General features: G+C 61.3%; 23 protein-coding genes, 1 tRNA gene and 1 pseudogene. 9 read left to right on the top strand and 16 right to left on the bottom strand.

What is annotated here, in order from left to right:
- Positions 1–56 precede the first annotated feature (56 nt).
- Genes ACPPVR_RS39375 through mbfA form a run of 3 tightly spaced genes read right to left on the bottom strand, consistent with a single transcriptional unit; the run spans position 57 to position 2,465 of the window.
- Entirely contained in the window at positions 57–587 is a 531-nt protein-coding gene (locus ACPPVR_RS39375; protein WP_426611852.1) for a cytochrome b, read from the bottom strand.
- 30 nt (positions 588–617) lie between these two features.
- On the bottom strand, positions 618–1,484 hold the full coding sequence (locus ACPPVR_RS39370) for a hypothetical protein (RefSeq protein ID WP_426611851.1): 867 nt from the start codon (positions 1,482–1,484) through the stop codon (positions 618–620).
- 9 nt (positions 1,485–1,493) lie between these two features.
- Positions 1,494–2,465 carry an iron exporter MbfA gene (gene mbfA, locus ACPPVR_RS39365; RefSeq protein WP_426611850.1) on the bottom strand — a complete coding sequence of 324 codons (972 nt, stop codon included), beginning with the start codon at positions 2,463–2,465 and terminating at the stop codon, positions 1,494–1,496.
- A gap of 184 nt (positions 2,466–2,649) precedes the next feature.
- Between mbfA and ACPPVR_RS39360 the strand changes: the two genes are divergently transcribed.
- Entirely contained in the window at positions 2,650–3,372 is a 723-nt protein-coding gene (locus ACPPVR_RS39360; RefSeq protein ID WP_426616278.1) for a hypothetical protein, read from the top strand.
- A gap of 179 nt (positions 3,373–3,551) precedes the next feature.
- Here ACPPVR_RS39360 and ACPPVR_RS39355 read toward each other — a convergent pair whose 3' ends face one another.
- From ACPPVR_RS39355 to ACPPVR_RS39330, 6 genes are all read right to left on the bottom strand, one after another.
- Complete coding sequence (locus tag ACPPVR_RS39355) at positions 3,552–3,917, bottom strand: hypothetical protein (protein ID WP_426611849.1); 366 nt, start codon at positions 3,915–3,917, stop codon at positions 3,552–3,554.
- 111 nt (positions 3,918–4,028) lie between these two features.
- A complete protein-coding gene (locus ACPPVR_RS39350) occupies positions 4,029–5,186 on the bottom strand; it encodes an alpha/beta hydrolase (RefSeq protein ID WP_426611848.1) in 1,158 nt (385 codons plus the stop codon).
- A 116-nt stretch (positions 5,187–5,302) separates the two neighbouring features.
- A complete protein-coding gene (locus tag ACPPVR_RS39345; protein WP_426611847.1) occupies positions 5,303–6,172 on the bottom strand; it encodes an MBL fold metallo-hydrolase in 870 nt (289 codons plus the stop codon).
- Between the two features lie 63 nt (positions 6,173–6,235).
- Positions 6,236–6,847 carry a glutathione S-transferase family protein gene (locus ACPPVR_RS39340; protein ID WP_426611846.1) on the bottom strand — a complete coding sequence of 204 codons (612 nt, stop codon included), beginning with the start codon at positions 6,845–6,847 and terminating at the stop codon, positions 6,236–6,238.
- 147 nt (positions 6,848–6,994) lie between these two features.
- Entirely contained in the window at positions 6,995–7,837 is an 843-nt protein-coding gene (locus tag ACPPVR_RS39335) for a fumarylacetoacetate hydrolase family protein (protein ID WP_426611845.1), read from the bottom strand.
- A 183-nt stretch (positions 7,838–8,020) separates the two neighbouring features.
- Positions 8,021–8,872 carry an MBL fold metallo-hydrolase gene (locus tag ACPPVR_RS39330; protein ID WP_426611844.1) on the bottom strand — a complete coding sequence of 284 codons (852 nt, stop codon included), beginning with the start codon at positions 8,870–8,872 and terminating at the stop codon, positions 8,021–8,023.
- Positions 8,873–8,994: 122 nt separating this feature from the next.
- On the opposite strand from ACPPVR_RS39330, the gene ACPPVR_RS39325 reads away from it, so the two are divergent.
- The gene (locus ACPPVR_RS39325; RefSeq protein WP_426611843.1) at positions 8,995–9,426 is read left to right on the top strand and encodes a DUF3775 domain-containing protein; all 432 of its coding nucleotides are present in this window, start codon (positions 8,995–8,997) and stop codon (positions 9,424–9,426) included.
- A gap of 4 nt (positions 9,427–9,430) precedes the next feature.
- Here ACPPVR_RS39325 and ACPPVR_RS39320 read toward each other — a convergent pair whose 3' ends face one another.
- From ACPPVR_RS39320 to ACPPVR_RS39300, 5 genes are all read right to left on the bottom strand, one after another.
- The gene (locus ACPPVR_RS39320; protein WP_426611842.1) at positions 9,431–10,420 is read right to left on the bottom strand and encodes an NADPH:quinone reductase; all 990 of its coding nucleotides are present in this window, start codon (positions 10,418–10,420) and stop codon (positions 9,431–9,433) included.
- Positions 10,417–11,199 carry an SDR family oxidoreductase gene (locus tag ACPPVR_RS39315; protein WP_426611841.1) on the bottom strand — a complete coding sequence of 261 codons (783 nt, stop codon included), beginning with the start codon at positions 11,197–11,199 and terminating at the stop codon, positions 10,417–10,419. The genes ACPPVR_RS39320 and ACPPVR_RS39315 overlap by 4 nt, the downstream gene beginning before the upstream one ends.
- Before the next feature lie 126 nt (positions 11,200–11,325).
- On the bottom strand, positions 11,326–11,838 hold the full coding sequence (locus ACPPVR_RS39310; protein WP_426611840.1) for a CvpA family protein: 513 nt from the start codon (positions 11,836–11,838) through the stop codon (positions 11,326–11,328).
- A gap of 339 nt (positions 11,839–12,177) precedes the next feature.
- Positions 12,178–13,770 carry a GMC family oxidoreductase gene (locus ACPPVR_RS39305; RefSeq protein ID WP_426611839.1) on the bottom strand — a complete coding sequence of 531 codons (1,593 nt, stop codon included), beginning with the start codon at positions 13,768–13,770 and terminating at the stop codon, positions 12,178–12,180.
- Positions 13,771–13,889: 119 nt separating this feature from the next.
- The gene (locus ACPPVR_RS39300; RefSeq protein ID WP_426611838.1) at positions 13,890–15,323 is read right to left on the bottom strand and encodes a coniferyl aldehyde dehydrogenase; all 1,434 of its coding nucleotides are present in this window, start codon (positions 15,321–15,323) and stop codon (positions 13,890–13,892) included.
- A 322-nt stretch (positions 15,324–15,645) separates the two neighbouring features.
- Here ACPPVR_RS39300 and ACPPVR_RS39295 point away from each other — a divergent pair.
- Positions 15,646–15,722 (top strand) — tRNA-Met (locus ACPPVR_RS39295).
- An 889-nt stretch (positions 15,723–16,611) separates the two neighbouring features.
- Here the strand turns inward: ACPPVR_RS39295 and ACPPVR_RS39290 are convergent.
- Positions 16,612–17,595 (bottom strand): hypothetical protein, encoded by a 984-nt coding sequence (locus ACPPVR_RS39290; RefSeq protein ID WP_426611837.1) that lies wholly within the window; start codon positions 17,593–17,595, stop codon positions 16,612–16,614.
- Between the two features lie 150 nt (positions 17,596–17,745).
- Here ACPPVR_RS39290 and ACPPVR_RS39285 point away from each other — a divergent pair, with 150 nt between their 5' ends.
- The 5 genes and pseudogenes from ACPPVR_RS39285 to ACPPVR_RS39265 all read left to right on the top strand — a co-directional run.
- On the top strand, positions 17,746–17,988 hold the full coding sequence (locus ACPPVR_RS39285; protein WP_426611836.1) for a hypothetical protein: 243 nt from the start codon (positions 17,746–17,748) through the stop codon (positions 17,986–17,988).
- 23 nt (positions 17,989–18,011) lie between these two features.
- Positions 18,012–19,103 carry a DUF429 domain-containing protein gene (locus ACPPVR_RS39280; RefSeq protein WP_426611835.1) on the top strand — a complete coding sequence of 364 codons (1,092 nt, stop codon included), beginning with the start codon at positions 18,012–18,014 and terminating at the stop codon, positions 19,101–19,103.
- A 108-nt stretch (positions 19,104–19,211) separates the two neighbouring features.
- Positions 19,212–19,919 (top strand): hypothetical protein, encoded by a 708-nt coding sequence (locus ACPPVR_RS39275; RefSeq protein ID WP_426611834.1) that lies wholly within the window; start codon positions 19,212–19,214, stop codon positions 19,917–19,919.
- Positions 19,920–20,616: 697 nt separating this feature from the next.
- The gene (locus ACPPVR_RS39270) at positions 20,617–20,991 is read left to right on the top strand and encodes a hypothetical protein (RefSeq protein ID WP_426611833.1); all 375 of its coding nucleotides are present in this window, start codon (positions 20,617–20,619) and stop codon (positions 20,989–20,991) included.
- Between the two features lie 51 nt (positions 20,992–21,042).
- Positions 21,043–21,342 (top strand): annotated as a pseudogene (locus tag ACPPVR_RS39265) (SDR family oxidoreductase); the annotation flags it as partial.
- A 351-nt stretch (positions 21,343–21,693) separates the two neighbouring features.
- Here the strand turns inward: ACPPVR_RS39265 and ACPPVR_RS39260 are convergent.
- Complete coding sequence (locus ACPPVR_RS39260; RefSeq protein ID WP_426611832.1) at positions 21,694–22,194, bottom strand: hypothetical protein; 501 nt, start codon at positions 22,192–22,194, stop codon at positions 21,694–21,696.
- 284 nt (positions 22,195–22,478) lie between these two features.
- On the opposite strand from ACPPVR_RS39260, the gene ACPPVR_RS39255 reads away from it, so the two are divergent.
- Positions 22,479–25,535 carry an ATP-binding protein gene (locus tag ACPPVR_RS39255; protein WP_426611831.1) on the top strand — a complete coding sequence of 1,019 codons (3,057 nt, stop codon included), beginning with the start codon at positions 22,479–22,481 and terminating at the stop codon, positions 25,533–25,535.
- Positions 25,536–25,561: the final 26 nt, after the last annotated feature.

Genomic DNA, 25,561 nt, shown 5'->3' with positions numbered 1-25,561 from the left:
GCGCAGTTTGGGCTGTTGTGGCAACCGTCGTTTGATAGCCGTTGACCTGCGCAAAACTATCCGGGCAGCATCCGCTGCATGACACGGTCGCGATAGACGAAGATGTGCAAGAGCCCGGCTGCGATGTGGATGCCGATGGTCACGAGGAGAGCCAACTCCATCGCCTGGTGCAGGCCGTCGACGGTGCGGCCGGCGGCTTCGTTGTCGGACGCCAGCATCGGCAGATGCAGAAGGTAGAAGAACGAAACCGACCACCCGCGAAACGACGCGAACAGCCAGCCCGAGATCGTCGTCGCCAGCACCAACGCATAGAGTAGCCAGTGTACGGCCTCTGAAGACAAGCGCTGCCAGGCGGGCAGGGAGCTTTCCGGCGCAACGGGGTGGGTGAGTCGCCAGATAAGGCGGAGCGTGGTCAAAGCCAGAACCGTGATTCCGATCGACACGTGAAACGTCATCCCGGCACCCGGCGTCATGCCGCGGTGAATGTCCGGCATGAACCAGCCGATAGGATATTGCACGGCAAGCAGTGCGACGATGGCCCAGTGGAAGATCTTGGCAGTCGTGCCGTACTGAAGGCGGATGGTCATGAGGATCCTGGCGTTAAACGTCGTATCCGGTCAGGGCTGGAAGCCGCGGGCTGCGGCATGGATGAATGGATTGACGGGCCCGCTGCTCATGCGCGTGCTGGCGTCCGGTTTCTGGCCCGGCACGGGAAAGGCATAGCCGATGATGGTCTTGACCACGAAGCGGTCAGACGCCGGCGTCAACCCGTAACCGACGCCGAAGTCTACGTCGAACACGCCGGCCTTGAAGTCGGTGACGGAAAAGAGCGTGTGCTGCTGATCAGAAAGCTTGCTGAAATTCCCGATTTCGCCGAAATCGGAGTAATATTCAAAGCCCGCGAACACGTCGTTGCCGAAGTTGCGCGCCAGCCGGGCGGCGGGCGCGAAATCGGCCTCGCCTTTGCGGCCGAACCCGATGTCCACGATCGGATTGACGATGAGTTCATATTGCGAGTTGCGCACGCCGATGATGGGGCGGATCTCCAGTCCCCATCGCGTCTGCGCAAATTTGGGCATCTCGTAGCTCAGCTCGAAATTCACGCCATAGAAGAAGTTGCGGTCGGCCGCATGCGGCGACACGAACAGCGTGCGCAGCTTGAAGGCATCGGAGAGGAATTGCCGGTCCTGCACCGAGAACGGCAGATAGAGCCCGAGCTCCCACCAGTCGGTCATGCCATATGCGAATTCCGGCGTGCCGTTGAGGCTGTTGTGGGACGGGATGCCGCCGGGGAAGGGTGGGTCCTTCTGTCCAAGCGCGACATAGTTGAGGTGCTGCTGGATCGTGAACTGGCCGACATCGGCGATGCCGGCGTTGTAGACCTGGATCTCATCAGTGGCGTGCGCGGCTTCGCCTGATGCCAGCAGGATCAATGCACAGGCCAGGCTCGCGACCGCGACAGCGTGTGAACGAAGTCTCGTCATGGCGGTCGCTCACGCCGCCCCGATCAATATCCCCACCGCCAGCACGATCGCGCCGCCGAGCACGATCTGGAACACGGCCTGCAGGAACGGCGTGTCCATGTAGCGTGAGCGGATGAAGGCGATCGCCCACAATTCGAAGAACACGACCACGCCGGCGATCGCGGTCGCGATCCAGAACGCGTTGGTCCAGCTGTCGGGCACGAGAAAGGGCACGGTGTGGCCGAGCCCGCCGAGCGTGGTCATCGCGCCGCAGGTGATGCCGCGCAGCCAGGGCGAGCCGCGTCCGGTCAGTGAACCGTCATCGGAGAGCGCTTCCGCAAAGCCCATGCTGATGCCGGCGCCGATCGAGGCGGCGAGGCCCACCAGAAACGTTTGCCAGTTCTGATGGGTGGCAAAGGCGGCGGCGAACAGCGGCGCCAGGGTCGAGACTGATCCGTCCATCAACCCGGCGAGACCCGGCTGCACATATTGCAGCACGAACATCCGCCGCCGCGTGCGGTCTTCCTCGGCTCGCACGTCGGGCTTCAGGATCTCGTCGGTGAGCGAAGCGGCACGATTCTCGTGGTGCTTCTCTTCCTCGGCGAGATCGCCGAGCAGGCGGCGCACGCCGACATCCTCGGCTTGCTCGGCGGCCTTCGCGTAAAAGCGCTCGGCCTCGAGCTCCATGGTCTCGACTTCCTTGCGGATCGTGTCGAGCGGCAGGTTCTTGGTCAGCCAGATCGGACGGCGCCGCAAAAAGCCTTTGACGTCCTCGCGGCGGATTGGCGGCAGATGCAGGCCAAAACGCTCTTCGTAGAGCTTGAGCAGGCGATGCCGGTGGCCACGTTCCTCCTCGGCCATCTCCTCGAAAATCTTGGCTGTGTCCGGGTAGCGTTCCTTCAGATCCTCGGCGAAGGACATGTAGATGCGGCTGTCCTCCTCCTCGGAGGAAATCGCAACCGCGAGCACCTCGCGTTCGGTCAAGTCGGCAAAATTCTTCACTGATGGCGCCTGTTATAGTTTAGAATGATTCTAAACTGATATAGGCTGCAATTCGTTCAGGGTCAATTCACGCGAGCCGCGCAAACGCTTGCATCCGAAGGGCCGTCACAACGTTGGTTGAGTGCATGGAACGGGGCCCGACGTGCAGGTTCGAGCTTTTTAAATGTGGGTAGACGGGTGAATGATGGACAAGGTCAAGTTTCGTCTGAACGATCCGCGGCTGGCGCCGCGCCGCACCAAGCTCGAAATCCCCGGATGGGCCGGCAAGCGCGAACCTCGCGCGAACGGTTCGCGTGAGCAGGTCTGGCATTGCGTGCCGTTTTCCGAGGGCGCGCAATACGGCATCGAGCTGTTCTATCCCTATGATTTCGAGCTTCACGTCACGACCAGGGAGGGTCACTTGATCCTCGAGGCCGATTGGGGTGAGCCACCGGAAGGGGGCGCGGAATGGCCGCCGTTTCGCAAGTTTGGTGACGCCTTCTACACCTATCAGATACTGCTCGATCTCAAGGTCGAAAAAGGCCTGGCGATTCGCACCGAGCCGCATCCGAGATTCTATACCGATCCGACTGACACCGTGCCGATTGCCGTCCCGGCGTTGATCCGCAACTGGTGGCCCATGATGTTCTTTTGCGTCTTCAAGGCGCCGGCCGAGGGCCGAACCCATATCTTCCGACCCAACGAGCCCTTCGCGCAAATCATCGTCATTCCTGAGGAAGCAAACTTCGATCTCGAACCCATGGGCGAGGAGGAAGCTGCGGAGCGCGAGCTGCAGGCCCGCCGGATCTACAATAATCGGTCCAAACTGGCGGCCGGCACCGAGTGGACGTCTTCATCAGATACGGTGTTCGACGGCACTTACCGGCACCTGCACCGCGCGGCAAAGGATAAGGCTCGTAACGAATAGGGCGGATGACCATTCCTGGCCTTGCGGTCCCACCCGTTCCTTTGCTTGGGCCTGACCTCCGGGGTCTGTCGCATGCGGTGATCGCGATGGACGGTTTTGCCAGAATTTCCCGATTTCTGGCCACCGAAAGCAAAACAGGACCCGTAGGTCCTGTTCATCTCATTCCGGGCGTCGCGACCTCAGTAGTCGCGGCGATAGAAGCTGTGATGGTGGTGGTGATGGTGATGATGGTGGCGATAATACCGCCGATATCGCGGCACTACCACGACCGGCGCGTCGTCGTAATTGCGACGATAGAAGCTGTGGTGGTGATGGTGGTGGTGGTGATGATGATAAAATTGAGCCACCTGAACATTTTCACCGGCTTTTTGTGGGGCCGCTTCATCGATGGCTTGCAGCAGGGCGCCGGCGTTTGCAATCGGCTCCAGCAAGTCGGCGTATGAGTTAGCCTGTAGGATGTCCGTCGGTGCGGGCGCGGCTTGAGCGGTACCGAGCGCTCCGAGCGCGGCTACCGCTCCCAATAGTCCGGCGATCTTCTTGTCCAATGTCGTTCTCCGTGGTCGCCGGACCCAGCTCCGGTGTCTCGCAACGTCAGACATTGCCGAATGTTCCCTGAACCGCCGATTAATGCCTTGTGGCGGGAGGGTGGCGTCGCTTCAGTTTGCAGAGGTTGTGGTGGCGCGGTGGAGAAATTGCAGCAGCAATCGGCTGACCTCGGTGGGCTGCTCCTGCTGCACCCAATGGCCGGCGCCATCGACGAGATGGCAGCCGAGCATGTTGGTGCATGCACTCGTTTGCATCGCTTCGAATACGCCGGGGCGCTGATAGGTGCCCCAATCCTGCCTGCCCGAGATGAAGCAGGAGGGCACGTCGATGCTCCGGCCGGCGAACAGCTGCATCTCATTGTTGAGCATGCCTGACGTGCCGTAGCGATACCATTGCAACCCGCCCTGGAATCCGGTGCGGTCATATTCGGCGCTGTAATAGGCGAGATCGCTGTCCGGCAGCCATTGATTGGCGGCGATCGCGGCCTGAGACGGCATCTCCTTCGCGACCGTCTCCGCCATGGTCTCGTTGAGATCCATCACATAGTAGGTCGGCAGCTTGGCGAGCTCGTCCGCCGACCACGATTTGAGCGGATAAGGCTTGTTGTCGGTCCAGTCGGCGCTCTTGTGATGGTAGTAGGCGCGCAAGAAATTATGAATGCCCTGCGGCGCGCGGTGAATGTCGGCATTTGCCGCGCGTGTCGCATAGTACCATTGATAATGGATGCGCGGGCGCGACAGTGCGGCGAGTTCGCGATGCACGGGGTCTTCGGCCGGCGGCTTCGCCGGCGTATTGACCGTGTTGAACGGGAGCGGCGGCGCCCCGCCGAACGGCGCGCTCATCATCGTCACTGAACGAAATACGTCGGGCCGGATCAGCGCGCACCAGGATGCGACCGGGCTGCCGAAATCATGCCCGACCAGATCCACTTGCTTGTAACCAAACGCCGCCACCAGCCCGAGCGCGTCGCGCACCAGATTGAGGAGAGAGAAGGGCGTGAGATCGCCGTCATAGTCCGTAGTCCATCCCGTGGTGCGGCCATAGCCGCGCTGGTCCGGCGCGATGACGTGGTAGCCTGCAGAAGCGAGCGCCGGCATGACCTTACGCCAGGAGAAGGCGAGCTCGGGAAAACCGTGCAGCAGCAAAATGCACGGGCGGCCCGTGGTCTCGAAGCCGGCCTCGAGCACGTGCATGCGCAAGCCGTTGATGCCGTCGACATAGCGCGAGCGGATTCCGGCTGGGAGAGGAATTTCGGGGAGATCAGCCATGATGTTTCCTCGTCATGGCCGGGCTTGTCCCGGCCATCCACGTTCTTCGTTGCAGTTGATTGTAAGAACGTGGATGCCCGGGACAAGCCCGGGCATGACGGAAACGAAGGCGACCGCTACACCGCCGCGCAGACGAACCCGCTGCCCTTGCGCCTGATCTTGCCCACCGACGGCGACGGAAAATGCGCGGTACAGCACAGCGTGTCGGTGTCGCAATAGCGCTCCAGGAAGCTGCGGCGGGTCGTTGCCGCTGCGGCCGGATCGACGTCGAACTTCATCGACATCTCCGGATAGAGCGTCTGGATCGGGGAGTGCATGAGGTCGCCGGCGAACACCGCGTCATCCTTGCCGCGGCCGAAAGTGAACGCGACATGGCCGGGCGTGTGGCCCGGCGTCGGCAGGATGCGGACGTGATCGCCGATCTGGTGCTCGTTGCCGACCACCTCGTGGCGCTTGGCCTCAACCACCGGCAGCACGCTGTCGATGAAGGGCGGAATCTCCGCTTTCGCATTCTGCTCGGACCAGTAGTCGAACTCCTGCTGAGCGAAGACGTAGCGGGCCTTCGGGAAGGTCGGCACCCAGCGGCCGTTCTCCATCCGCGTGTTCCAGCCGACATGATCGACGTGGAGATGCGTGCACATCACGAAGTTGATGTCGTCTACGGAAAAGCCGGCGCTCGCAAGTCCGCGCAGATAGGTGTCGTCGGTCTTCATGTTCCATTTCGGCCGCTGCGGCCGCGGCTTGTCGTTGCCGATGCAGCTGTCGACCAGAATGGTGTGGTGCGGCGTCTTGATCACGTAGGACTGGAAACACAGGATCAAAATATCCTGTTCGTCCATCGCCTTCGCCTCGCGCATCCATGCGCGGTTCTCGGCCAAGACCTCCGGCGTGAGACCGGGGATGAGTTCCAGCGCCGGGAGAAATGTCGTTTCCTGCTCGATGATTCGATGGATGGTGAGATCGCCGACAGTGAATTTCAGGCTCATGAGAACTCCCGCGATTTACAGCATGATCCGGAAAAATGTGCAGCGGTTTTCCGAAAAGATCATTCAGCTCGCCGGTGGCACCGAGATCTTCACCGAGGGCCGCTCCAGCATCTTTTGATGGAAGGCGTCGAGCTTCGGATAAGCCTTGCGCCAGCCGCAATCGGCGAAGCGGAAGTCGGCATAGCCGAGCACGCAGACGAGGCCGATCTGCGAGATGTCGAACGGGCCGTTCAGGACATCAGGCATGTTCTCGAAGCGCGCCATGCCGGTCCATGCCCGGTTCCAATGGTCGTCCGACCACGCCTGCCATTGCAGGCCCTGCGGCCGCACCATCTTCTCGTAGCGGCACAGCAGCATGGAATCGAGCATGCCGTTGATCAGGGAGTGATTGGTCTTGGTCGTCCAGCGCCGCGGACCGTAATCCGGGATCAGGCTGCCGCCGGCCATCTCGTTGAGATATTCGACGATGACGTAGGAATCCAAAATGACGTCACCGTCATTGGTGATCAGCACCGGCAGCTTCTTCAGCGGCGTGATGCGCGAATAGTCCTCGTTGGCCGTGCCCGGCGCGACGGTCGCCGGTGTGAGTTCGATCTTGTCGATCAGCCCGAGTTCAATTGCGGCGATGCGTACCTTGCGCGCGAACGGCGAGGATTGGGTGAAGGAGAGTTTCATGAGAAATGTCCTACGCGGTGGCCGGCAGTTGGTTTCCGTCATTGCGAGCGAAGCGAAGCAATCCAGGCTGTCTCCGTGGAAATAGTCTGGATTGTTTCGTCACTTCGCTCCTCGCAATGACAGGGGGTTGGCGGCGGAGGCTGCGGCTTACGCCGCCACGATCTCCTGGCGCTGCTCGCCGAGGCCTTCGATGCCGAGCGTGATGACGTCGCCGACATTGAGGAAGGTCGGCGGCTTCATGCCGAGGCCGACGCCCGGCGGCGTGCCCGTGGTGATGATGTCACCGGGCAGCAGCGTCATGAACTGCGAGACATAGGAGATGCACTTCGCCATCGTGAAGATCATGGTCTTGGTCGAGCCGGTCTGGCGGCGCTGGCCGTTGACGTCGAGCCACATCGACAGGTTCTGCACGTCCTTGATCTCGTCCTTGGTGGCGAGCCACGGGCCGACCGGGCCGAACGTGTCGTGCGACTTGCCCTTGGTCCACTGGCCGAGGCGCTCGGTCTGGAAGTTGCGTTCGGAGACGTCGTTGCAGACGCAGTAGCCCGCGACGTAGTTCAGCGCATCGGCTTCCGAGATGTATTTGGCGCGGGTGCCGATGATCGCGGCGATCTCGACTTCCCAGTCGAGCTTGGTCGAGCCGCGCGGCTTCTCGACCACATCGTTCGGGCCGGACAGCGACGTGTTGGCCTTCATGAAGATGATCGGCTCGGTCGGGATCGCAGCGCCGGTTTCCTTGGCGTGGTCGCTGTAATTGAGGCCGATCGCGACGAATTTCGAGATGCCGGTGACAGGCGAGCCGAACCGCGGCTTGCCGGAAACGGCGGGCAGCGATGCCGGGTCGATGGCGGCGAGCTTCTTCAGGGACTCCGGCGAATAGGCCTCGCCGGTCAGGTCCTTCAGATGCGCCGACAGGTCGCGCAATTGGCCGGATTTGTCGATCAGGCCGGGCTTTTCCGCACCCTTTTCGCCATAACGAACAAGCTTCATTCTCGTTTCTCCCTTAGATGGACCGATCGTTGAATAGCTTCATGGAACAGCGCGGCGGGAAATTCAACCGCTCAAAACGGAGCGCATTGCAGCCCTTCCTGGTAGGGTGGGCAAAGGCGCGGCGCGCCGTGCCCGCCAATTCTTTTCGATCCGGCATGGTGGGCACGCTTCGCTTTGCCCACCCTAGGATTGCAACGCCTCAAACCTGAACGCGTCCCCGTCCCGCTTGATATGCCCGGCCGAAAAATGCCCGCCGATCACCAGCGTCGGCGTATCGGCAAACCGGCCGAACAGCTCTGCCCTCGTTGCGGCCGATTGTGCCTGGTTCGAATCCGCGGTTGAGGACCAGCCGAGATGCGCCATCTGGCAGGGGTGATGGGCGACGTCGCCGGTCAGCAGGCCCTGTTCGCCATCCGAACGGATCAGGATGCTCATATGGCCGGGGCTATGGCCCGGTGTCGGGATCATGCTGATCTCATCGGACAGCCGATGATCGCTCGGGATCAGCTCGGCGCGGTCGGCATCGACGATCGGTTTCACGGAATCGCCAAACACCGCCTGCTTGTCCGGCTCGGTCGAATGATCGCGCCAGTGCTCGTATTCGGTGCGGCCGAAGACGTAACGCGCCTTGGGAAAGGTCGGCACCCACTTGCCATCGGCGAGCTTCGTATTCCAGCCGACATGGTCGACATGAAGATGCGTGCACAGGACGGTGTCGATGCTGTCAGGCGCAAACCCCGCCGCTCGCATCGTCTCCAAAAACGGCGAGGTGCGGTTATTCCAGGTCGGGACGTTGCGGCCCTGCTTGTCGTTGCCAAGGCCAGTGTCGACCACGATGCGGCGGCTGGGCGTTTCCACCACCAGCGAATGGATCGACATCTTCAGCCGGCCCTCTTCGGTGGCGAAATGCGGGATCAGCCAGGGCAGTTTCTGGATCTCGTCGTTGCTCGCCAGCGGCAGGATGAAGCGGGTCGAGCCGACCGTCTCCAATTCCACCACCTTGGTGATTTTGACCCGGCCTACCTTCCACTGCATGCGGCGCAACCTCATTTTCCTGCTTTCGCGAAAGATGCGGGTTTCCACCCTCGAACACAATGGATCATATGCTCCGATGTTGCGTTATCGGAGGAACCCAGGAACAGCCTAAGGGGGAGCCTATGCCAGAGCTTTCAATTTCTGCCGAGAAGGTGACATTCATCATCGAGAAGGCCCGCGAATTCGACGTCAAGGAAGCCGCGTCCGATGCGGATTCGGGCTCCAATCCCGCCGACGATGGCGAGACCGACGTGCTGGAGGACACCGCGTCCGACCCGGTCGAAGGCGAGCTTTCCGGCTTCATCCTGGCGATGAACGAGGACGAGCAGCTCGACCTCGTCACGCTGATGTGGCTTGGTCGCGGCGACGGCACAGTGGAGGAGTGGGACGATCTGCGTGCCCGCGCCATGGAGGCACGTGCCGAATACAAGGCGCCCCGGCACGAAGCGGCGCGATATCTGCTCGGTGAGCCGATGCTGGGCGATTTGCTGGCTGACGGAATGGACGAACTCGGCATCGACTGGACCGACGAGCGGACCACGCCTGTTGTGTAAGTAGCTAGCGCGCGCAGTCGACGATCACGGTGCCGAGCTTGTCGCCCTTCTCGACGGCGAGATGCGCCTGTGCCGTGTCCGACAGCGCAAACTGCGCCGCGACATTATGAAGCCGCGGTCCGGCCGCCAGCCATTTCGAAATGTCGGCCTGCGCTGCTGCGAGCAGCGCCGGCGGCAGCGCGAACAGTACCAGCGCGCGCAACGCGATGCATTTCTCCATCAGCTCACGCATCGGCACAACAGGCGTGCGGTCGCCGTTGGTGGCATAGACCGCGATCGTGGAATTCATTGCCATCAGCTTCAGCGTGGTCGCGATGTTGCCGCCGAAATCGACATCGACCACGCGGTCGACACCGCGTCCGCCGGTGAAGGCGAGAGCCTTCGCAACGACGTCGTCATCCCGGTAATTGACCACGAGATCGGCTCCCGCGCGGCGCGCCTGCTCGCCCTTCAGCGCCGAGCTGACGGTCGCGATCACCTGTGCGCCGCCCCATTTCGCAAGCTGCACGGCATAATGGCCGACCGCGCCGGCACCGCCGGTGACCAGCACGGTCTTGCCGACGATCGGGCCGTCCGCAAACAGCGAGCACCACGCCGTCATGGCGGGAATGCCGAGCGTGGCGCCGTCCGCAAAGGAGAGATTGTCCGGCAGCCGCGTCACGAGCGCCTCGGCGAGCGCGATATATTCGGCCGCAGTGCCAAAGGCGCGGCCGTTGCGCTGGCCATTGAACAGCCAGACGCGGTCGCCGATCTTGAATCGCGTGACGCCGTCGCCGATCTGGTCGACGAAGCCCGCGCCGTCGCTGTTCGGAATGACGCGCTCGTAGTCCATCGCCCGGTAGCTGCCGCCGCGCCGGCCGACATCGGCCGGATTGACGCCGGAGGCTTCCAGGCGAATGCGCACTTCGCCGGGAGAAGCGACCGGCGTCGCCATCTCACCATAGGTGAGGACGTCCGCCGCCGGTCCCGTCTGTTCGTACCAGACCGCCCTCACAGCGTGCCGGGGAAGGCGCCACCGTCGAGCAAAATGTTCTGGCCGGTGATGAAGCCCGCCCTGGAGCCGCACAGGAAGGCGCAGGCATAACCGAATTCGTCGGGATCGCCGAAGCGGCCGGCGGGATTGAGTTTGGCGCGCTCGGACAGGATCTGGTCCGGTGTGACGCCACGCTTGTCGGCTTCGCCCTTCGCGGTGCTGCGCAGGCGGTCCGTCTCGAACGGGCCCGGCAACAGGCCATTGATGGTGACGTTGTTGATCACGGTCTTGCGCGACAGGCCGGCGATGAAGCCGGTGAGGCCGGCGCGCGCGCCGTTGGAGAGGCCGAGGATGTCGATCGGCGCCTTCACTGCGGCCGAGGTGATGTTGACGATGCGGCCGAACTTGCGCGCCATCATGCCGTCGACGGTCGACTTGATCAGCTCGATCGGGGTCAGCATGTTGGCGTCGATCGCCTTGATCCAGTCGTCGCGGGTCCAGTTGCGGAAATCGCCGGGCGGCGGGCCGCCGGCATTGTTGATCAGGATATCCGGCTCGGGGCAGGCCTTCAGCACGGCCTCACGGCCCGCCGGCGTCGTGATGTCGCCGACGATCTCGGTGACCGTCACGGTCGGATAGGCTTTCCGGATCTCGTCGGCGGTCTTCTTCAGCGCTTCGGCGCCGCGCGCGGTCAGCGTGACGTGAACGCCGGCCTCCGCCAGCGAGATGGCGCAGGCGCGCCCGAGGCCCTTGCTGGATGCGCAGATGATGGCGCGGCGACCTTTGATCCCAAGATCCACTGTTTCACTCCCGTAATGTCAGGCAGGTTTTAGAGGCGGCACTCTAGCCAAGAGTGGTGCCGCTGATAAGGGACCGGCTCGCATCAAAATGCATGCAGGCCCGCGCGGCGATGCAAATGCGCCTTGTCAGATGCGCCGTTCCTGCTTGAGGAGGTCGATCGCGGAGGTGGCTTCCGGCGGCAGCGATTTGAAGCCCATCTGGCCGGCCGCCGAGAACAGCGGCCGCAGGCGCGAGCCGGCGAGGAAGGGCGGCTGGTGGTCGGCCGGCACGATCTGGTCGAACACCAGCACCAGCGTGGTGGCGACGAGGCCGACCCTGATCGCGCCGAGCGCGGCGCCGCCAAGCCGGTCGCCGATCCCGGCCTCGCGGACCGTGTCATCCAGCACGAAGCGGCCGATATACCCGAGCAACATGCCCACCACCACGAAGATGCCGAAGAACCAGATCCAGTCCTGCAGCAGCGGTGCATTCGGATTGCCGGTGATTTGCGGCGCGATCATCGGCATCAGCGAAACCGCGATGGGTGCGGCGAGGAGATAGGCGAGGATGGTCATGGCGCTGCGCAGCAGCCCGGTCCTGAAACCAAAGCCGATCGCAATCGCGAGAGCCGCATAGACCGCGAGATCGAAACTGTTCATGAGCGAGAGCCTGCCATGGAACGAATGAACGCCGAACCGGTCGGTCCGGTTTCAGATCGCTAAAATCGTCTGTATTTTTTCGCTCCAAAGGCTCAGGGACCGCGCGAATGTCGGGTCTATTCGCCGTCAGTAAAGAAACCATCCTCGTGGCCGGAACGAGGCGGCAATCTGCTCGGACCTTTCTTCGCCTCTCCCCGCTTGCGGGGAGAGGTCGGAATGCGCGCGTAGCGCGGATTCCGGGTGAGGGGGACTCTCCACGCATCCAACTCTCATCGTGCTTGCGGATAGAGGCCCCTCACCCCGACCCTCTCCCCGTAAAAACGGGGAGAGGGAGAAGAGCTACCGCACCTCCGCCCTGATCATGTCCGCCGCCTTCTCCCCGATCATGATCGTCGGCGCATTGGTATTGCCGCCGATCAGCGTCGGCATGATCGAGGCGTCGACGACGCGCAAGCCTTCGACGCCGTGCACCTTCAATGCCGGATCGACCACGGCCATGGCATCCGTGCCCATCTTGCAGGTGCCGACGGGGTGATAGACGGTGTCGACGCGATTGCGCAGGATGGCACGGATGTCATCGTCCGTTCGCACATCGGACGTGAACATGTCCTTCTTCTGCAACGCGCGCATCGCGGGCGTCTCCATCAGGCGCCGCGTGGTCTTGAAGCCCGCGACCATTGTCTCGAGATCCTCCGCCTCGCCCAGAAAGTTCGGATCGATCATCGGTGCAGCGAGCGGATCGGCGCTCTTCAGCCAGACGCTGCCGCGGCTCTTCGGTCGCAACAGGCAAAAATGGCATGAGAAACCTGCCTCCTTGTGCTTCTTGCGGCCGTGGTCGTCGAGCATCGCGATGATGAAGTGGAGCTGAATGTCGGGGACGTCGAGGTCGGCCTGCGTCTTCAGGAAGCCGCCACACTCGGCGAAATTGGTGGTCATCAGGCCGCGTCGCTCGCGGCGGTATTGCAGGATGGCGCGGAGCAGGGATGGCAGCCGGCCGGGTGATGAGTGAACGAAGTGCGGATAGTCGGAGGCGTAGACGAACACGAAATCCGGATGGTCCTGCAGATTGCGCCCGACGCCCGGCAAATGATGCACGACGCCGATGCCGTGCGTACGAAGCGCATGGCCATCACCGACGCCCGACAGCATCAGCAATTGCGGTGACTGGAAGGCGCCGGAGGCGAGGATTACCTCGCGGCGGGCGCGCAGCTGCTTTGTCTGCTTGCCCTGCACATATTCGATGCCGACCGCGCGCCCACTTTCGAACAGGATCTTGGTGGCATGCGCCCCCGTCTCGACGCGCAGATTCGCGCGCTTGTTCATGTGGGGCTGCAGATAGGCGCGCGCCGCGCTCCAGCGCTCGCCATTCTTCTGCGTCACCTGGTAGCTGCCGAGCCCTTCGTGGTCCTCGGCATTGAAGTCCTCGCGGATGCGGAACTGCGCCTCGCGTGCGGCCTGATGGAAGACGTCATGGATCGGATTGTCCGAGCGCAGCCTGTTGACATGCAGCGGGCCGCCCTTGCCGTGATACTCGCCGTCGAAATCGGAGTTGTTCTCCGAGCGCTTGAAATAGGGCAGCACGTCGGCATACGACCAGCCGGCATTGCCGAGCGAGGCCCAGTGATCGTAGTCCGATTTGTGACCGCGGATATAGACCATGGCGTTGATCGCCGAGGAACCGCCGAGGCCCTTGCCGCGCGGTTGATAGCCGATACGGCCGTTCAATCCCTTCTGCGGCACAGTGTCGAAGGCCCAGTTGGCCGCGCTGTATGGCAAAGCGAGCCCGAATGGCGTGGTAATCCGCCAATTGTCGTTCGCACCGCCGGCATCGAGCAGCGCCACGGATGTCGCCGCGTCCTCCGACAGCCGCCCCGCCACCGTACAGCCGCCGGAGCCCGCGCCCACGACGACGAAATCGAATGTGTCAGTCACTGATGTTTCCCCCTGCGAGTCTTTTTGTTGTCTTCGTCATTGCGAGCGAAGCGAAGCAATCCAGGCTTTCTCCGCGGAGGGATTCTGGATTGCTTTGCTGCGCTCGCAATGACGGGTGATTACGACAATAACCGCATCATCTTCTCCAGCCGCGCGATCTTGCCGCCATAGGGCGGATAGAGGTCGGCGAGGCGGTTGAATTTCGAGCGGTAGAACACCGGCTTCAGCTTGCTGAAGGTGCGAAAACCCCATTCGCCGTGATAGGCGCCGGTGCCGGATGCGCCGACGCCGCCCATCGGCTGGTTGATTTGCGTGAAATGAAACAGGCAGTCGTTGATCGTGACGCCGCCGGAGATTGTGCGCGCCAGCACCTCGTCGCGGGCCGCGCGGTCCTTGCCGAACCAGTACAGCGCCAGCGGCCGGTCGCGGGCGTTGACGAAGGCGATCGCGTCGGCCGGCTCGCGCGTGCCCAGCACCGGCAGCACCGGACCAAAGATCTCCTCCTGCATCACCGCCATGTCTTCAGTCGCGCCGACAATGAGCGTCGGCGGGAATTTGCGGTGCGCCTTCCAGTTCGGATCGTCGGCCTTCGCCGGTTGCAGGATCTTTGCGCCACGCTGCGCCGCATCCGCGACCAGCCCTTCCAGCCGCGCATAATGCCGGTCGGAAATGACGGAGGTGTAGTCCTTGTTGGCGGGATCGGTGCCGAACATGCGCCGCATCTGCGCGCGCACCTTTTCGGCGAAGGCCTGCAACGAGCCCTCCGGCACCAGCACATAATCCGGCGCGATGCAGGTCTGCCCGGCATTGAGCAGTTTTCCATAGGCGATGCGCTCAGCCGCCTCCTCGAGATCGGCCGAGGCATCGATGATAACAGGCGACTTGCCGCCGAGCTCGAGCGTCACCGGCGTGAGATTGCGCCCCGCGGCTTCCGCGACCAGCCGCCCGACCCGGGTTGAGCCGGTGAAGACGAGATGGTCGAACGGCAGCGTCGCAAACGCCTTTGCGATCTCGTCCTCGATGCCGGTGACGAGCAGCTCGGTTGCGTCGAATTTTTGCGCGACCGTTTCCTTCAGTAGCGCCGAGAAGTGCGGCACGAGCTCGCTCGGCTTGATGATGACACGGTTGCCGGCGGCGATCGCGCCGATCGCGGGGGCAAGCGTGAGCTGGAGCGGATAATTCCAGGGCGCGATGATGCCGACGACGCCGAGCGGCTGCGGCATCAGCCGGTTGCGCGCGGGCAGGAATTGCAGCGCGGTGGCGACCCGCTGCGGCGCCATCCAGGTCTTCACATGTTTGCTGGCATGGCGGATCTCGGAGAATACCAGCATGGTCTCGGCGATATTGGTCTCGACCGCCGAGCGGTGGCCGAAATCGGCCGAGATCGCCTGCCGAAAACGCTCTTCATTGTCGGCGACGACAGCGCGCAGGCGCGCCAGCCGGTCGAGCCGCTCGGCGAGATCAGGCGCAGCTTCCGCCCGCGACCGCGCGACCATGGCATGGAAGGCGCCCACGAGGGCGGCGAGCGGTGCGCTCGTCAGGGATGGGTCCATGGCAAGATTCAAGGCGTTCCTCCCTCAACTGGCGTTTCGCCTCTGTTTTGTTGCCGCAAGCTGGCCCTTTGTGGAACTTCTGGCAAGTGCACGGCAAATCGGCCTGAATCCGGTCCATCTGCCTGTCATAAAGTCGAAAAAAACGTCCCCGTAGCCCTTTCCAAAGGCAGCCCGGGTTGGTACATACCCCCCGCACCCAATGGGCTTTGCCCCGGGGTTGCCTTCCAAGGAAGCCTTTGGGACACGAGAGCAAGCCACGCGAACAGCGCCGGCCCTCCATCCACCGTCCCCGGCATTTTCGCGAAGGCGCGCAACGGTTTAACGCGGGGTGGAGCAGCCCGGTAGCTCGTCAGGCTCATAACCTGAAGGTCATAGGTTCAAATCCTATCCCCGCAACCAAATAAGATACTGATTTGTAATAGGTTTTTGAGAGCCGCCCTTTGGGGCGGCTTTCTTATTTTGTGCCGTGTCACCACCGTATCGCCACCGCGATAACCGGCTTGCGAGGTGTCGCCATCTCTCTTCGCGCACCCCAGGACCTCATCGCTTAAGTCTCCTGAATTCCGATATCGGTATCGGGCACTGCAATTTTATGCAGCGCCAGCGCTATCGGGATGTCGCCAGTAACAGCGCTGGCATGCATGAGCTTGGCCGGTGCAGTAAAAAGCCGGGCGTCCCCTCGGACGCCCGGCTCCCTCACAGCCATTACCGATTAAACGAGTAGGTGTTTGAACCCTGGTCGGTCTCGACCGTGGCCCGAACAATTTTTGACATGAGCTTGTTAGACTAAGCTGGTCTCCAACCCTCATGACTGTGGGAAATAGCGGGGAGCTATCAACGAAAGAGAGTCGAGAGACGCTGCAATCAGGCCGATCATTAATAGTGATGCGGAGGAGTTTGACCGGCTTACCTCCGCGGTACTTAATGCACTCAAATCTCATCGAGGAGAGCCACGCCACGCTCGATGCTTTAGCAGATGCTTGCGCCTTCGCGCGCGAGTATTCCAACTCCAACAGGCCGGTACGGTGGCAAACTCTTCAAATCACGGATGGTCCGCTCCCCGGCTTCATTTTGGACTCGCCCGCCTTACGCGAGGCACTGAGCCGCATTCACTGAATCAGACTCGATACCTTTTCACCATTCTGTTTCGCAGTCGCCAGTCTGGTTGGCTTAACTCATGTAATGTGCGCTGCTACGCCCGGCGTAGTGCCATAGCTCGTATTCTGCCAAAGGTGTCCGTGACCGCCCCCGGCGGCGCTCGGTCGTCATCATGCGTGCAACAAAAGATTTAGTGGCGGGATGGTGAAGCCATCAGCCATTGCTTAACTCGAACGTGCCGCGCAACCATCCAGACAGTAAGATTGACCAGCAGCCCGGGAACACAGAATTGTGTCGGCATGAAGCTTACGTAACTGAGCGCTCGGTTTCCAACACACCACGAGCCGAAATGGGGCGGAAGATCCGCCCCAGAAAGCTCCCGCGCATTTAGTTCATTCGCGACCTTTGCTGTAACGGGGGCCTCGGACGGAAACGGTAGCTCTAGCGTACTGCAGTTTCCCTTGCCATATAGCGGATGTTGAGCATTCCGGATTTGAAGAAGACTGGTTTTGCCAGCCATACGATCAAGCTGTTCATCGGAAAGACCAAGCGATACACGCGCGCTCTCCCGGATGTCATCGTGCAGGAAAAGATTCGTCCTAGCACCAGCCTCCCACGGCAGCTCCACCGTAAAATGCCGGTCGCCGAGCGAACCGAGGTAGCCGCTGCGATCTGTGGTCGTCAGGATTGCCTCAAAATCCGCGTTGTCAAAAGGCGCTTCTTCGCTGGTTAAGTTGAGCGGAGAATCCGCTGGATTTCCTCGAAATTCGTTCCGCACAATGTGTGCGGCGTGCCATCCAATGATTACAGCTTCCGAGCAAGTTGCATACAGCCTCTCGGCGGCCGCCTGATCAGTACTGAAAATGCAAACTTTGGAGGTGAATCGCGTCGGCCCGTGGCTGTCGGTCGGTACAAGGGAACTAATTGCCCACGTATTCAGATTGGCAATCGAGTCACGAGGCATTGCTTGCAGAAGTGGGGACATGTGGTCGAGCGTCACAATTTCGCTAACCAGCAATCCATCGAAAGTTCTAACTTGAACTGGGGCAACTGAAAGCTGGTTAACACCGTCGCCTGATGGCCAGCGCAATGTGAAATCAATGCGCTCCACCGACGGGGAAAACGAGCGCACATAGGTCTCGATGCTGTCTATTGGGAAAAGAGTCTGGTTCAATTTTCTCCCCATGACGCCTTATGACCGGAGAGCCAGGTACGCACGGCCAGCTCGCCAAGCGTCTGAGGCTTCTAAGTGCTTGGAGTCCCAGCACGTGCGGGTCCTCTGGATCGATGAATCAATACTATCAGATTGGATGAGCGAAATCCCATGGTCAGGGTCACAATCGACTACGGCTACGACATCCACTCAATCGAGATTAGTGATGTCACCTACGCGGCGATCAAGTCCGGTCAAAAGGTAACCCTTGAAGGCCAGGGCTTTGTTCATGAAGAAGAAGGGGAAGTGTTGGATCATTGGGTTTTCAATGACACGCTTGGCGACATCTATTTTTGGCTCGATAGCGGCGCGGAATTCCGGGCAGAGAATTCGTGGATCGAGAACTCCTCGTAACAAGATCAACATGAAGGTCATCTATGGTTGATTGGACTGTTGTCGGTTTCGACTCGGCATGGACGGACAACGCAAAGGCACCGGGCGCGGTTTGCGCGATCCGTCGCGACCAGAGCGGGCATTTGTCATCAAGCGATCCCCAATTGGTGAACTTCGACCAAGCTCTTGATTTTATCATGGCCGAAAGAGCTGAGTGCGGCGTCTGTGTTGTTGCGCTCGATCAGCCTACGATAGTGCCTAATCTTGGGGGTATGCGTCCGGTTGAGAAAGTTGTCGCCTCGCTGATCTCCTGGCTTGGTGGTGGCGTCCAACCCGCCAATCGCTCCAAGAAGGGAATGTTTGACAACGACGCCCCGATATGGCGTTTTAAGCAACGCTTAAGAGCGAATGACAACGCAGAGGCCGCGCGGTCAGCCGAGCAAGGCCTCTTCTTGATTGAGGTGTTTCCTGCGCTCGCGCTACCCTCCCTAGAACCCGCCTATTTTGGTTCGCTCGCTGCCCCCCGTTACAACCCGGCCAATATAGGACGATTTCGCTTGTCCGACTGGATTGGCGTAACGACGATGGTGCATCGTCATGCTACCACGCTGGGACTAGGTTCACTCGCGATTTGGGCAAGCGACGCCAGTTCGATCTCGAAGCCAAGAAAGAGCGATCAAGACAAGTTAGACGCGACGATTTGCGCGTTGGTCGGAATGCTCTGGCGTTCGATGGATAGATCCGATCAAATAATGGTCGGAAACGCTGAATTCGGTTACATGATTGCCCCTGCGTCAGCGGAGGTCCGAGCGCGACTTTGCACGGCAGCGGCCAAACACAACGTACCGATTGATGGTGCCTATTTAACTGGACAGCAATCGCGTCAACCGATTCGGCAAGTTCCTGCCGAATGCTGGGCGCCGCTCCACGGCGTCACTCACTCGAAAACTCGCCCAGTTGTTGCGAGTGCGCAGCGCCAAACGGCCTCGAAAGCTTGTCCGGAATGCGGTTACGTATTTCGAGGTGGAACCTGGGGCGGCATTGATGCGCACTGGAAGCGCCTTCATAGCCAGATCATGCCCTACTTCGAGGCGTGGCCGATCATCAAGGCAGGACGGAAGCCGTCTGCGGAGTAGGCGATGCAGAGGGTGTTGTTCGGATCGAGGATGAGGAACAGCTTGAAGTTTCCGGGGAGCCGAAAGAGGCTGCGATCCAATGATAGATAGATCGAAAGGATTCACGAAGTGAAGGCCGCACTCTCAGCCCGAGAAGGATTAGCGATTCTCAAGATGATCGACGTGGATGCCAAGAAATATGAAGTTCTCGGCCGCATGACGCAGGCTATCATCGAAGCGACGAAGATCGACGGGAGCATTGATCTAGAGAAGGCATTTGACGAAAGCAAGACAGGAAAAAAGGCCTTGAACGATCAGCTACGCGTCGCGCTTGGCGTTTTTCGGGAGACGATAGTAGGTCGCAGGCGGATGGTTGAACCCACAGAGCCGGCAGCGCAGTTCTTTAGCAACGGAACCAAGCGGACCAATTTCGCGCACATACTAAAGAAGTGCGCCCAGTGTGCAGCCGGTCTCATCGAGATGAAGGCGGAAGTGAAGCTGGACGAGAAAAAGGGGACACTCGTTATCTCCGGTCCAGCCGTCGCCAAGGAATTTGGCAAAGACACATTAACGCTCGATGAAAGGATGAGCCAAGGGCTAACCCAGAAGCCATCGTACACAGCGATTGTGGCCATTGCTAAAGCGAGGCGAGGCGTTGTCACAGTACGTGGCTCCGGCACGCGCGGTGTCGGCGAAGTCATCTCGGCGGATTCCGAATTTGAGCTCCTCTGTAAGCATCTCATTGAAGCGATCAGGCGGTGCGGGGCGAAACCAAACAGGCGACAGGCAAATGCCTTAAGGGTTGTCTCCTTGGAGATTAAAAAAGCCATTGGCTAGAGTGCCGGAGGGATTATCTCTTCGGCCCAACCTGTCGCCGAGACCGCCGAGCTGTCGGTTCGAGCACCGTTTGGCCAACCTGCTCATCACAGCACAGGGGTCCGCTTATGCTGCTCCGCGGGGGCTCCGGATTGAGCGGCTTTGGTACCCCTGATGATCCCCTCAGCTGGAAGCGGTATCCGTTTGGACAACAAAACTCTTTCAACGATATTCGCAAGTATCTCGCGCTGTTCCTCGCGAATTCTGGGTACTTGGCGTTGCGCGCTTTCGTGACGACGACCGGGAGCCATCCATCAATAGGAGCGAAGGATCATTCAAAGCGCGAACGCCTGTGGTCAAAATTGCAAAGCTTGCCAAGCGCTCAGTCGGAGGCCTCCGTCAGAAAACGTTGCACATGGGGACAGGACCGGGACATCGACGATAACTGCTGATGCACCGCGCGGCGCGGCGAGAATTACCTGCCGCGCGGCGTAGGTTCGGGCCCCTGGCGGCCTTCTGACTGACAAGCTTTTGGTAGAAACCTTACCGATAATCGACGTGCGAACTTTCCGTTGCGCCTTGACTAGAACGCTCTAGAATCAGTTCGAAAGGCAGTTCAAAAAGCGGAGTCTGCCAAGGCCCTTTTTCAAAGTGGTGCAGCGACAGATTATGACCTAGGCGCCATCTCTTAAAATTGGCATCGCTTGGGAGCAGCCTGATGGAAACCGAGTATCCGAAAATTCTGGCATCCCAAGAAAGCTCGACCATGGCCAGTACTTGGACCGAATACTTGCGGCTGGACAAGGAAGCCGACAACGGCGCTGTGCTCGAAATTTGCCAGTATGAAGTACTTGGTGAAATGCAATCCGACGAAGAAGGCAACCAGATACTACCCCCCGACATCGATCCCGAGGACGTAGTTAGGATCGAGGATGGCTATATATGCGGCGGCGCTCTGACCTCCGAATTTGGCGAGTCATTTCAAATTCGCAAAAGAAACCATCTCCGAGGCAATCGAGTGGCTGAAAGAAAACGGTTGGAAGTGCGATACTGGATTGCTGGCGGAGTTGGCTATAGCGGTCGGAGCTCCTAGATTGCCCACAAATTTAACCGGTTAGGCTGTTCGACGTATTTCGTTAGCGTGAACACCGCCGTCTACACCGCGACCAAAGCGTCAGTGGATGCGATCTCCGCCGTGCTGGCGAAGGAGCTGGCGCCGCGCAAGATTCGCGTCAACGCCGTCAATCCGGGCATGATCGCCACCGAAGGCGTCGTCTCGGCCGGCCTGCACGAAGGTGACATGCGCAATTGGATCGAATCCGTCACCCCGCTTGGCCGCATCGGCAAGGTTGAGGAGATTGCTGCCGCTGTGGCCTTCTTCGCCTCGGACGACGCGTCCTACATCACGGGCGAGACACTTCACGTCACCGGCGGCCTTCGCTGACGAGTCGCGTGCTCCGGCGGCCCGACGTCGCTGAAGGCCGTCGTCTCAGTATGGTCGGCGGTGGTGTATGCCCGCAGTTTGGACTTTACCGGTCCCGATGAGAAAATGGCCCGCATTGCGCGGGCCATTTTTGTTTTTGGGCCGGGAAGTCTGGCCATGACGGTCAGACCGACGGATTGTCGCAACGCTGACTTGGTATCACCCGAAATCTTTCCATCACGCGCGAGCAACCTGCAGCGGCTAGCGATATGAAGATAAGTTTCGCCGGAGCGCGTCTATCGCGGCCAGCGCTTCGATTCCGGGTCTCCCGATATACGAGGTCACCGTAATCGCGAAAACGCCAGCCCAAACTCACGCCTTCTCAGGCCTGTGCGGACATACCATCGTCAAATTGAGCAGCGTCGGCTTGTCCGAGCCCTTCTTGTACACCCACTCCAGCCGGATCTCGTGCCGGTGGGCATAGGCGTCGCTCGGCGCGTGGGTGATGATGCTGGTCTTCATCGGGATCGGCGGCTCGGAGTTGAAGCACTTCCGGACGCAGGCATCGAGCAGGTCGCACCGCGTCAAGGGAATGACCCCAGGCTCGTCCCTGGACAGGGGGACCGTGTTCGGTTGGGTGCTGAGGTCGACTCGCACCCGGCCCTTCTCCTTGTGCCAGTGCTGGGCGCTGCCCTCCGGCCACTTCGAGGCCGGCGTCAGAATCAGGTGGTACTGGCCGTATTCCAGGGTCGGCACATCGATGTCGTCCGATGCCTTGAGCTTGGCCACGCTCTTTTTCATGTTCGCCACAGGGTAGTAATTGCTGTTCATCAAGTTCTTGAATGAAGCCCTGGTGTAAGGTCTCGAGCCCATCGCCTTTTCCCTCAATATGTCTTTGGCTTTGCGAAAATACATACAGCTCCGCGACGCCGGTCGGTTTGGCCAACCTTGCGCTGCCGAAATATATATGCCCCCTTTGCCGGGATCTGTTGACGTTACCACTCAGGACTGTATTTCGTCCAGATCGCCACCCACGCTGTGCCCAGCTTACTGCGCGGAGCGGGCCCGATTGCTAAGTGGTTCTCGATCGGTATTCTCATCAAAAGTCGTTCGCGGATTCTGATCGACAGACAGGTCGCGACCTTTGAGGCGCAGGAATGCATTGCTTCGCGTGTCAGTCGGCGATCAATCCGGACGATAGCTGGTGCTCCAAATGCGGGGCCGCGGTGCGTCAACGGGTCGACCCCGACAGCGAACGGCGATTCGTCACAATCCTCCGCGCCGATGTGATCGAGTCCACGGGCCTCGTGGCTGAGCTGGACCCGGAAGAGGCGGTCTCGCGCCTGGAGCCGGCCCTGGCCGCCATGCGCGGCGCGGTACGACAATTCGGCGGCATCGTCAGCAAGGAACTGGGCGACGGGCTCTCCGCGGTGTTCGGCGCCCCGATCGCGGACGACAACCATGCCCCCCTGGCCTGCCACGCAGCCATCGAACTGGTCCGGCGTGTTAGCAGCCTTGGCGATCCCGGGCTTCAGGTTCGAGTCGGCCTCCACTCCGGCCATGTCGTCGCCTACATGGTCGCCAGCGAGTTCTCCAAGGTCTACGAGATCGGCGGCGCCGCCCAGCATCTGGCCGCCCGGCTGGAGCAGGTGGCCGAGGCGAATCAGATCTACGTCTCGGAAGCCTGTCAAAAGCTCGCCGACGGGCATGTCAGGTTCGAGCACCTCGGCGGCAAATCCCTCCGCGGCTTCAGCCAGCCCGTGCCGGTCTACCGGATCGTGGGTGCGAGCGACCTGTCGAGCTGGCGCGTGCGGCGGGCTCGCAGCGTCTCCCGATTCGTCGATCGCACGACCGAGCGAGCCCTGCTGGACCGCGCGGCCGGGCAGGCCAGGGCCAGCCGGCAGACGGTCCTGCTGCTGGGCGATGCCGGCATCGGCAAATCGCGGTTGGCGCATGAGTTCGCCCAGAAGCTCAAGGCCGAGGGCTGGCAGTTGATCGACGCCGAGTGCAGCCCGAATCTCCAGGGCGCGCCCTTCAGCACGCTCAAGCGGATCCTGCTGTCGGCCATCGACGCATCCGCAAGGGACCCCGGCAATCCCGGCGATCCCCGGGCGGACCTGTCCACGATCCAGCAGAGCGCCCTCGAAGCGGTGCTCGATGTGCCGATCTCGAACCCGCAATGGGACGAGCTCGAGCCGCATGCCCGCGGACGCGTGATCTCCGACGCAAGCTGCGCCGTCATCCAGAACCTGGCCAGCCGGCAGCCGACGGTCCTCCTTTTGGAGGATTTGCACTGGATCGACCGGGCCAGCGACGCCGTCGTCGCCGCGATTGCCTCGCTCGCGGTGCCCGGTCTCCTCGTGCTGCTCACCTCCCGCCCGAACGGCATGCCGGTCTGGATCGCGCGCTGCCACGCCGAAGTCGTCGCGATGCGGCCGCTCGACGACGATTCGGGGCTGGAAATGCTGTCAGACATGCTCGGATCCTCCGAGACCAATGCCGATCTGAAGAGCCGGATCATCTCCCATACGGCCAATGTGCCGCTGTTCATCGAGGAGGTCTGCCGCGGGTTGAAGGACAGCGGCTCGTTGCGCGGCGAATGGGGTGACCTCGCTCTGGTGCGTCCGATCGAGGAACTCGGCATCCCCTCGAGCATCCAGGGCGTGATTGCGGCGCGCCTCGATCGCGTGTCGAGGCAGCAGCGCCTGGTGTTGCAAGTCGCGGCCGCATTGGGGCCGCGATCGAGCGAAGCCGTCGTGCGGAGAGTCTCGCAGTTGCCTGAAGACATCCTTCAGGACTGTCTTGCGTCGCTCGACCGGGCCGAGCTGCTCGTCAGGATCGATAGCGACCTCGAGAACTCGCTCGAGTTCAGGCACGAGATGGTCCGCCAGGTGACCTATGAGTCGATGGTCGAAAAGGTGCGCGAGAGCGTTCATGCGCGCGTGCTCGCGGCTTTCGAGAGCGACGAAACATCGCGAGATGATCCCGACACCCTCTGTTACCATGCCATGCGCGCCAAGGACTGGGCGAAGGCATTCAACTACGGGAGAAGCGCCGCACAGAAATGCCTCGTGCGCTCGGCCTATGCCGAGGCGGTCGACTACTTCCGGATCGCGATGAATTCGCTCGACAAGACGCCGTTGACGCGCCCGCGGGAGACCAACGCCATCGATCTCCGGATGGAGGCGCGCATGGCATTCATCTGGTCCGGTCGCGTCGCCGAGTGGATCGATCTCGGAAAGGAGGCCGACCAACGGGCCAGCCAGATCGATGATGTCGGCAGAAAGGTCGCTGCCATGACGGTCATGGCGGGTGGGCAGAACTTCTATGGGACGCCGACCGAGGCCGTCATTCTTGGCGAGGAAGTCGTCGGTCTTGCCGAGGAGTCGGGCAATTCGGGGTGGCGCAACCTTGCGCAATACAATCTCGGACAGGCATATTTTCTTGCGGGGCGCTATCGCGAGGCTGAGCAGACATTCGCACGGGCCCGTGCACATCTCATGGGACAAGAAGCGAGTGCGCCGTTCGGCACGCCGCCGAAATACACACTCCTCCTTTGCTGCATGATGAAAAGCTTCACCCATACCGTCATGGGCGAGCTCGACGCCGCCGAGCAGCTCCAGCGCGAAGCCGCGGCGATCGCGGAGGAGACCGGCCGTCCGTACGATCGCGTTGCCGCCGCCTATAGCGGCGGCTGGCTGAAGCTCGGCGGCAACGAGCCGGCAGCGGCCGCATCCATTCTCGAAGGCGGTTTTGTGCTGGCGCAGAAGCACGGCATCCGGCTGTTCGTGCCGGTGCTCGCCTGCCATCTCGGCATCGCCTATCTGGAGCAGGGGCTGTTCGACCGGGCACGCGGCATGCTGGCCGAGGCGCGCGAGGAGGCGAAGGCGGTCGGCTATACCTCGGCGGTGCTACGCTCTTCGATCTACCTTGCGCTGGCCACCTATCGCCTCGGCGACGTCCAGGCCGCGCGGAACATGCTGCGCGAAGCGCGCAACACCGCGCGCCAGCAAGGATTTTCCGGCCTCGAGGCCGAGGCCATGTTCGGCGAGGCCGTCGTGACTCCGGCCTCGAGCGAGGCGAACAAGGCGGCCATCCTCGCCGCCCTGCGCGGCACGATCGCGATCGTCTCCGAGAGCGGCGCGCTGCCACTCAGGCGGAAGGCCGAGGCGATGCTGAGCGATATGCTCGCGCAAGGCGATGAGTTCACCTGAGGCTTGGCGTCATCCGTATTATTTTA

It is taken from the genome of Bradyrhizobium sp. McL0616 (assembly GCF_049993385.1).
Classification (GTDB): domain Bacteria; phylum Pseudomonadota; class Alphaproteobacteria; order Rhizobiales; family Xanthobacteraceae; genus Bradyrhizobium.
This window is presented reverse-complemented; position numbering and strand designations above follow the sequence as displayed.

Excerpts from the sequence above, each read along its gene's own strand:
- ACPPVR_RS39375 (WP_426611852.1), bottom strand. The coding sequence starts at position 587 with ATGACCATCCGCCTTCAGTACGGCACGACTGCCAAGATCTTCCACTGG.
- ACPPVR_RS39370 (WP_426611851.1), bottom strand. The coding sequence starts at position 1,484 with ATGACGAGACTTCGTTCACACGCTGTCGCGGTCGCGAGCCTGGCCTGT.
- ACPPVR_RS39360 (WP_426616278.1), top strand. The coding sequence starts at position 2,650 with ATGGACAAGGTCAAGTTTCGTCTGAACGATCCGCGGCTGGCGCCGCGC.
- ACPPVR_RS39350 (WP_426611848.1), bottom strand. The coding sequence starts at position 5,186 with ATGGCTGATCTCCCCGAAATTCCTCTCCCAGCCGGAATCCGCTCGCGC.
- ACPPVR_RS39345 (WP_426611847.1), bottom strand. The coding sequence starts at position 6,172 with ATGAGCCTGAAATTCACTGTCGGCGATCTCACCATCCATCGAATCATC.
- ACPPVR_RS39340 (WP_426611846.1), bottom strand. The coding sequence starts at position 6,847 with ATGAAACTCTCCTTCACCCAATCCTCGCCGTTCGCGCGCAAGGTACGC.
- ACPPVR_RS39335 (WP_426611845.1), bottom strand. The coding sequence starts at position 7,837 with ATGAAGCTTGTTCGTTATGGCGAAAAGGGTGCGGAAAAGCCCGGCCTG.
- ACPPVR_RS39330 (WP_426611844.1), bottom strand. The coding sequence starts at position 8,872 with ATGCAGTGGAAGGTAGGCCGGGTCAAAATCACCAAGGTGGTGGAATTG.
- ACPPVR_RS39325 (WP_426611843.1), top strand. The coding sequence starts at position 8,995 with ATGCCAGAGCTTTCAATTTCTGCCGAGAAGGTGACATTCATCATCGAG.
- ACPPVR_RS39310 (WP_426611840.1), bottom strand. The coding sequence starts at position 11,838 with ATGAACAGTTTCGATCTCGCGGTCTATGCGGCTCTCGCGATTGCGATC.
- ACPPVR_RS39300 (WP_426611838.1), bottom strand. The coding sequence starts at position 15,323 with ATGGACCCATCCCTGACGAGCGCACCGCTCGCCGCCCTCGTGGGCGCC.
- ACPPVR_RS39285 (WP_426611836.1), top strand. The coding sequence starts at position 17,746 with ATGGTCAGGGTCACAATCGACTACGGCTACGACATCCACTCAATCGAG.
- ACPPVR_RS39280 (WP_426611835.1), top strand. The coding sequence starts at position 18,012 with ATGGTTGATTGGACTGTTGTCGGTTTCGACTCGGCATGGACGGACAAC.
- ACPPVR_RS39270 (WP_426611833.1), top strand. The coding sequence starts at position 20,617 with ATGGAAACCGAGTATCCGAAAATTCTGGCATCCCAAGAAAGCTCGACC.
- ACPPVR_RS39260 (WP_426611832.1), bottom strand. The coding sequence starts at position 22,194 with ATGGGCTCGAGACCTTACACCAGGGCTTCATTCAAGAACTTGATGAAC.
- ACPPVR_RS39255 (WP_426611831.1), top strand. The coding sequence starts at position 22,479 with ATGCATTGCTTCGCGTGTCAGTCGGCGATCAATCCGGACGATAGCTGG.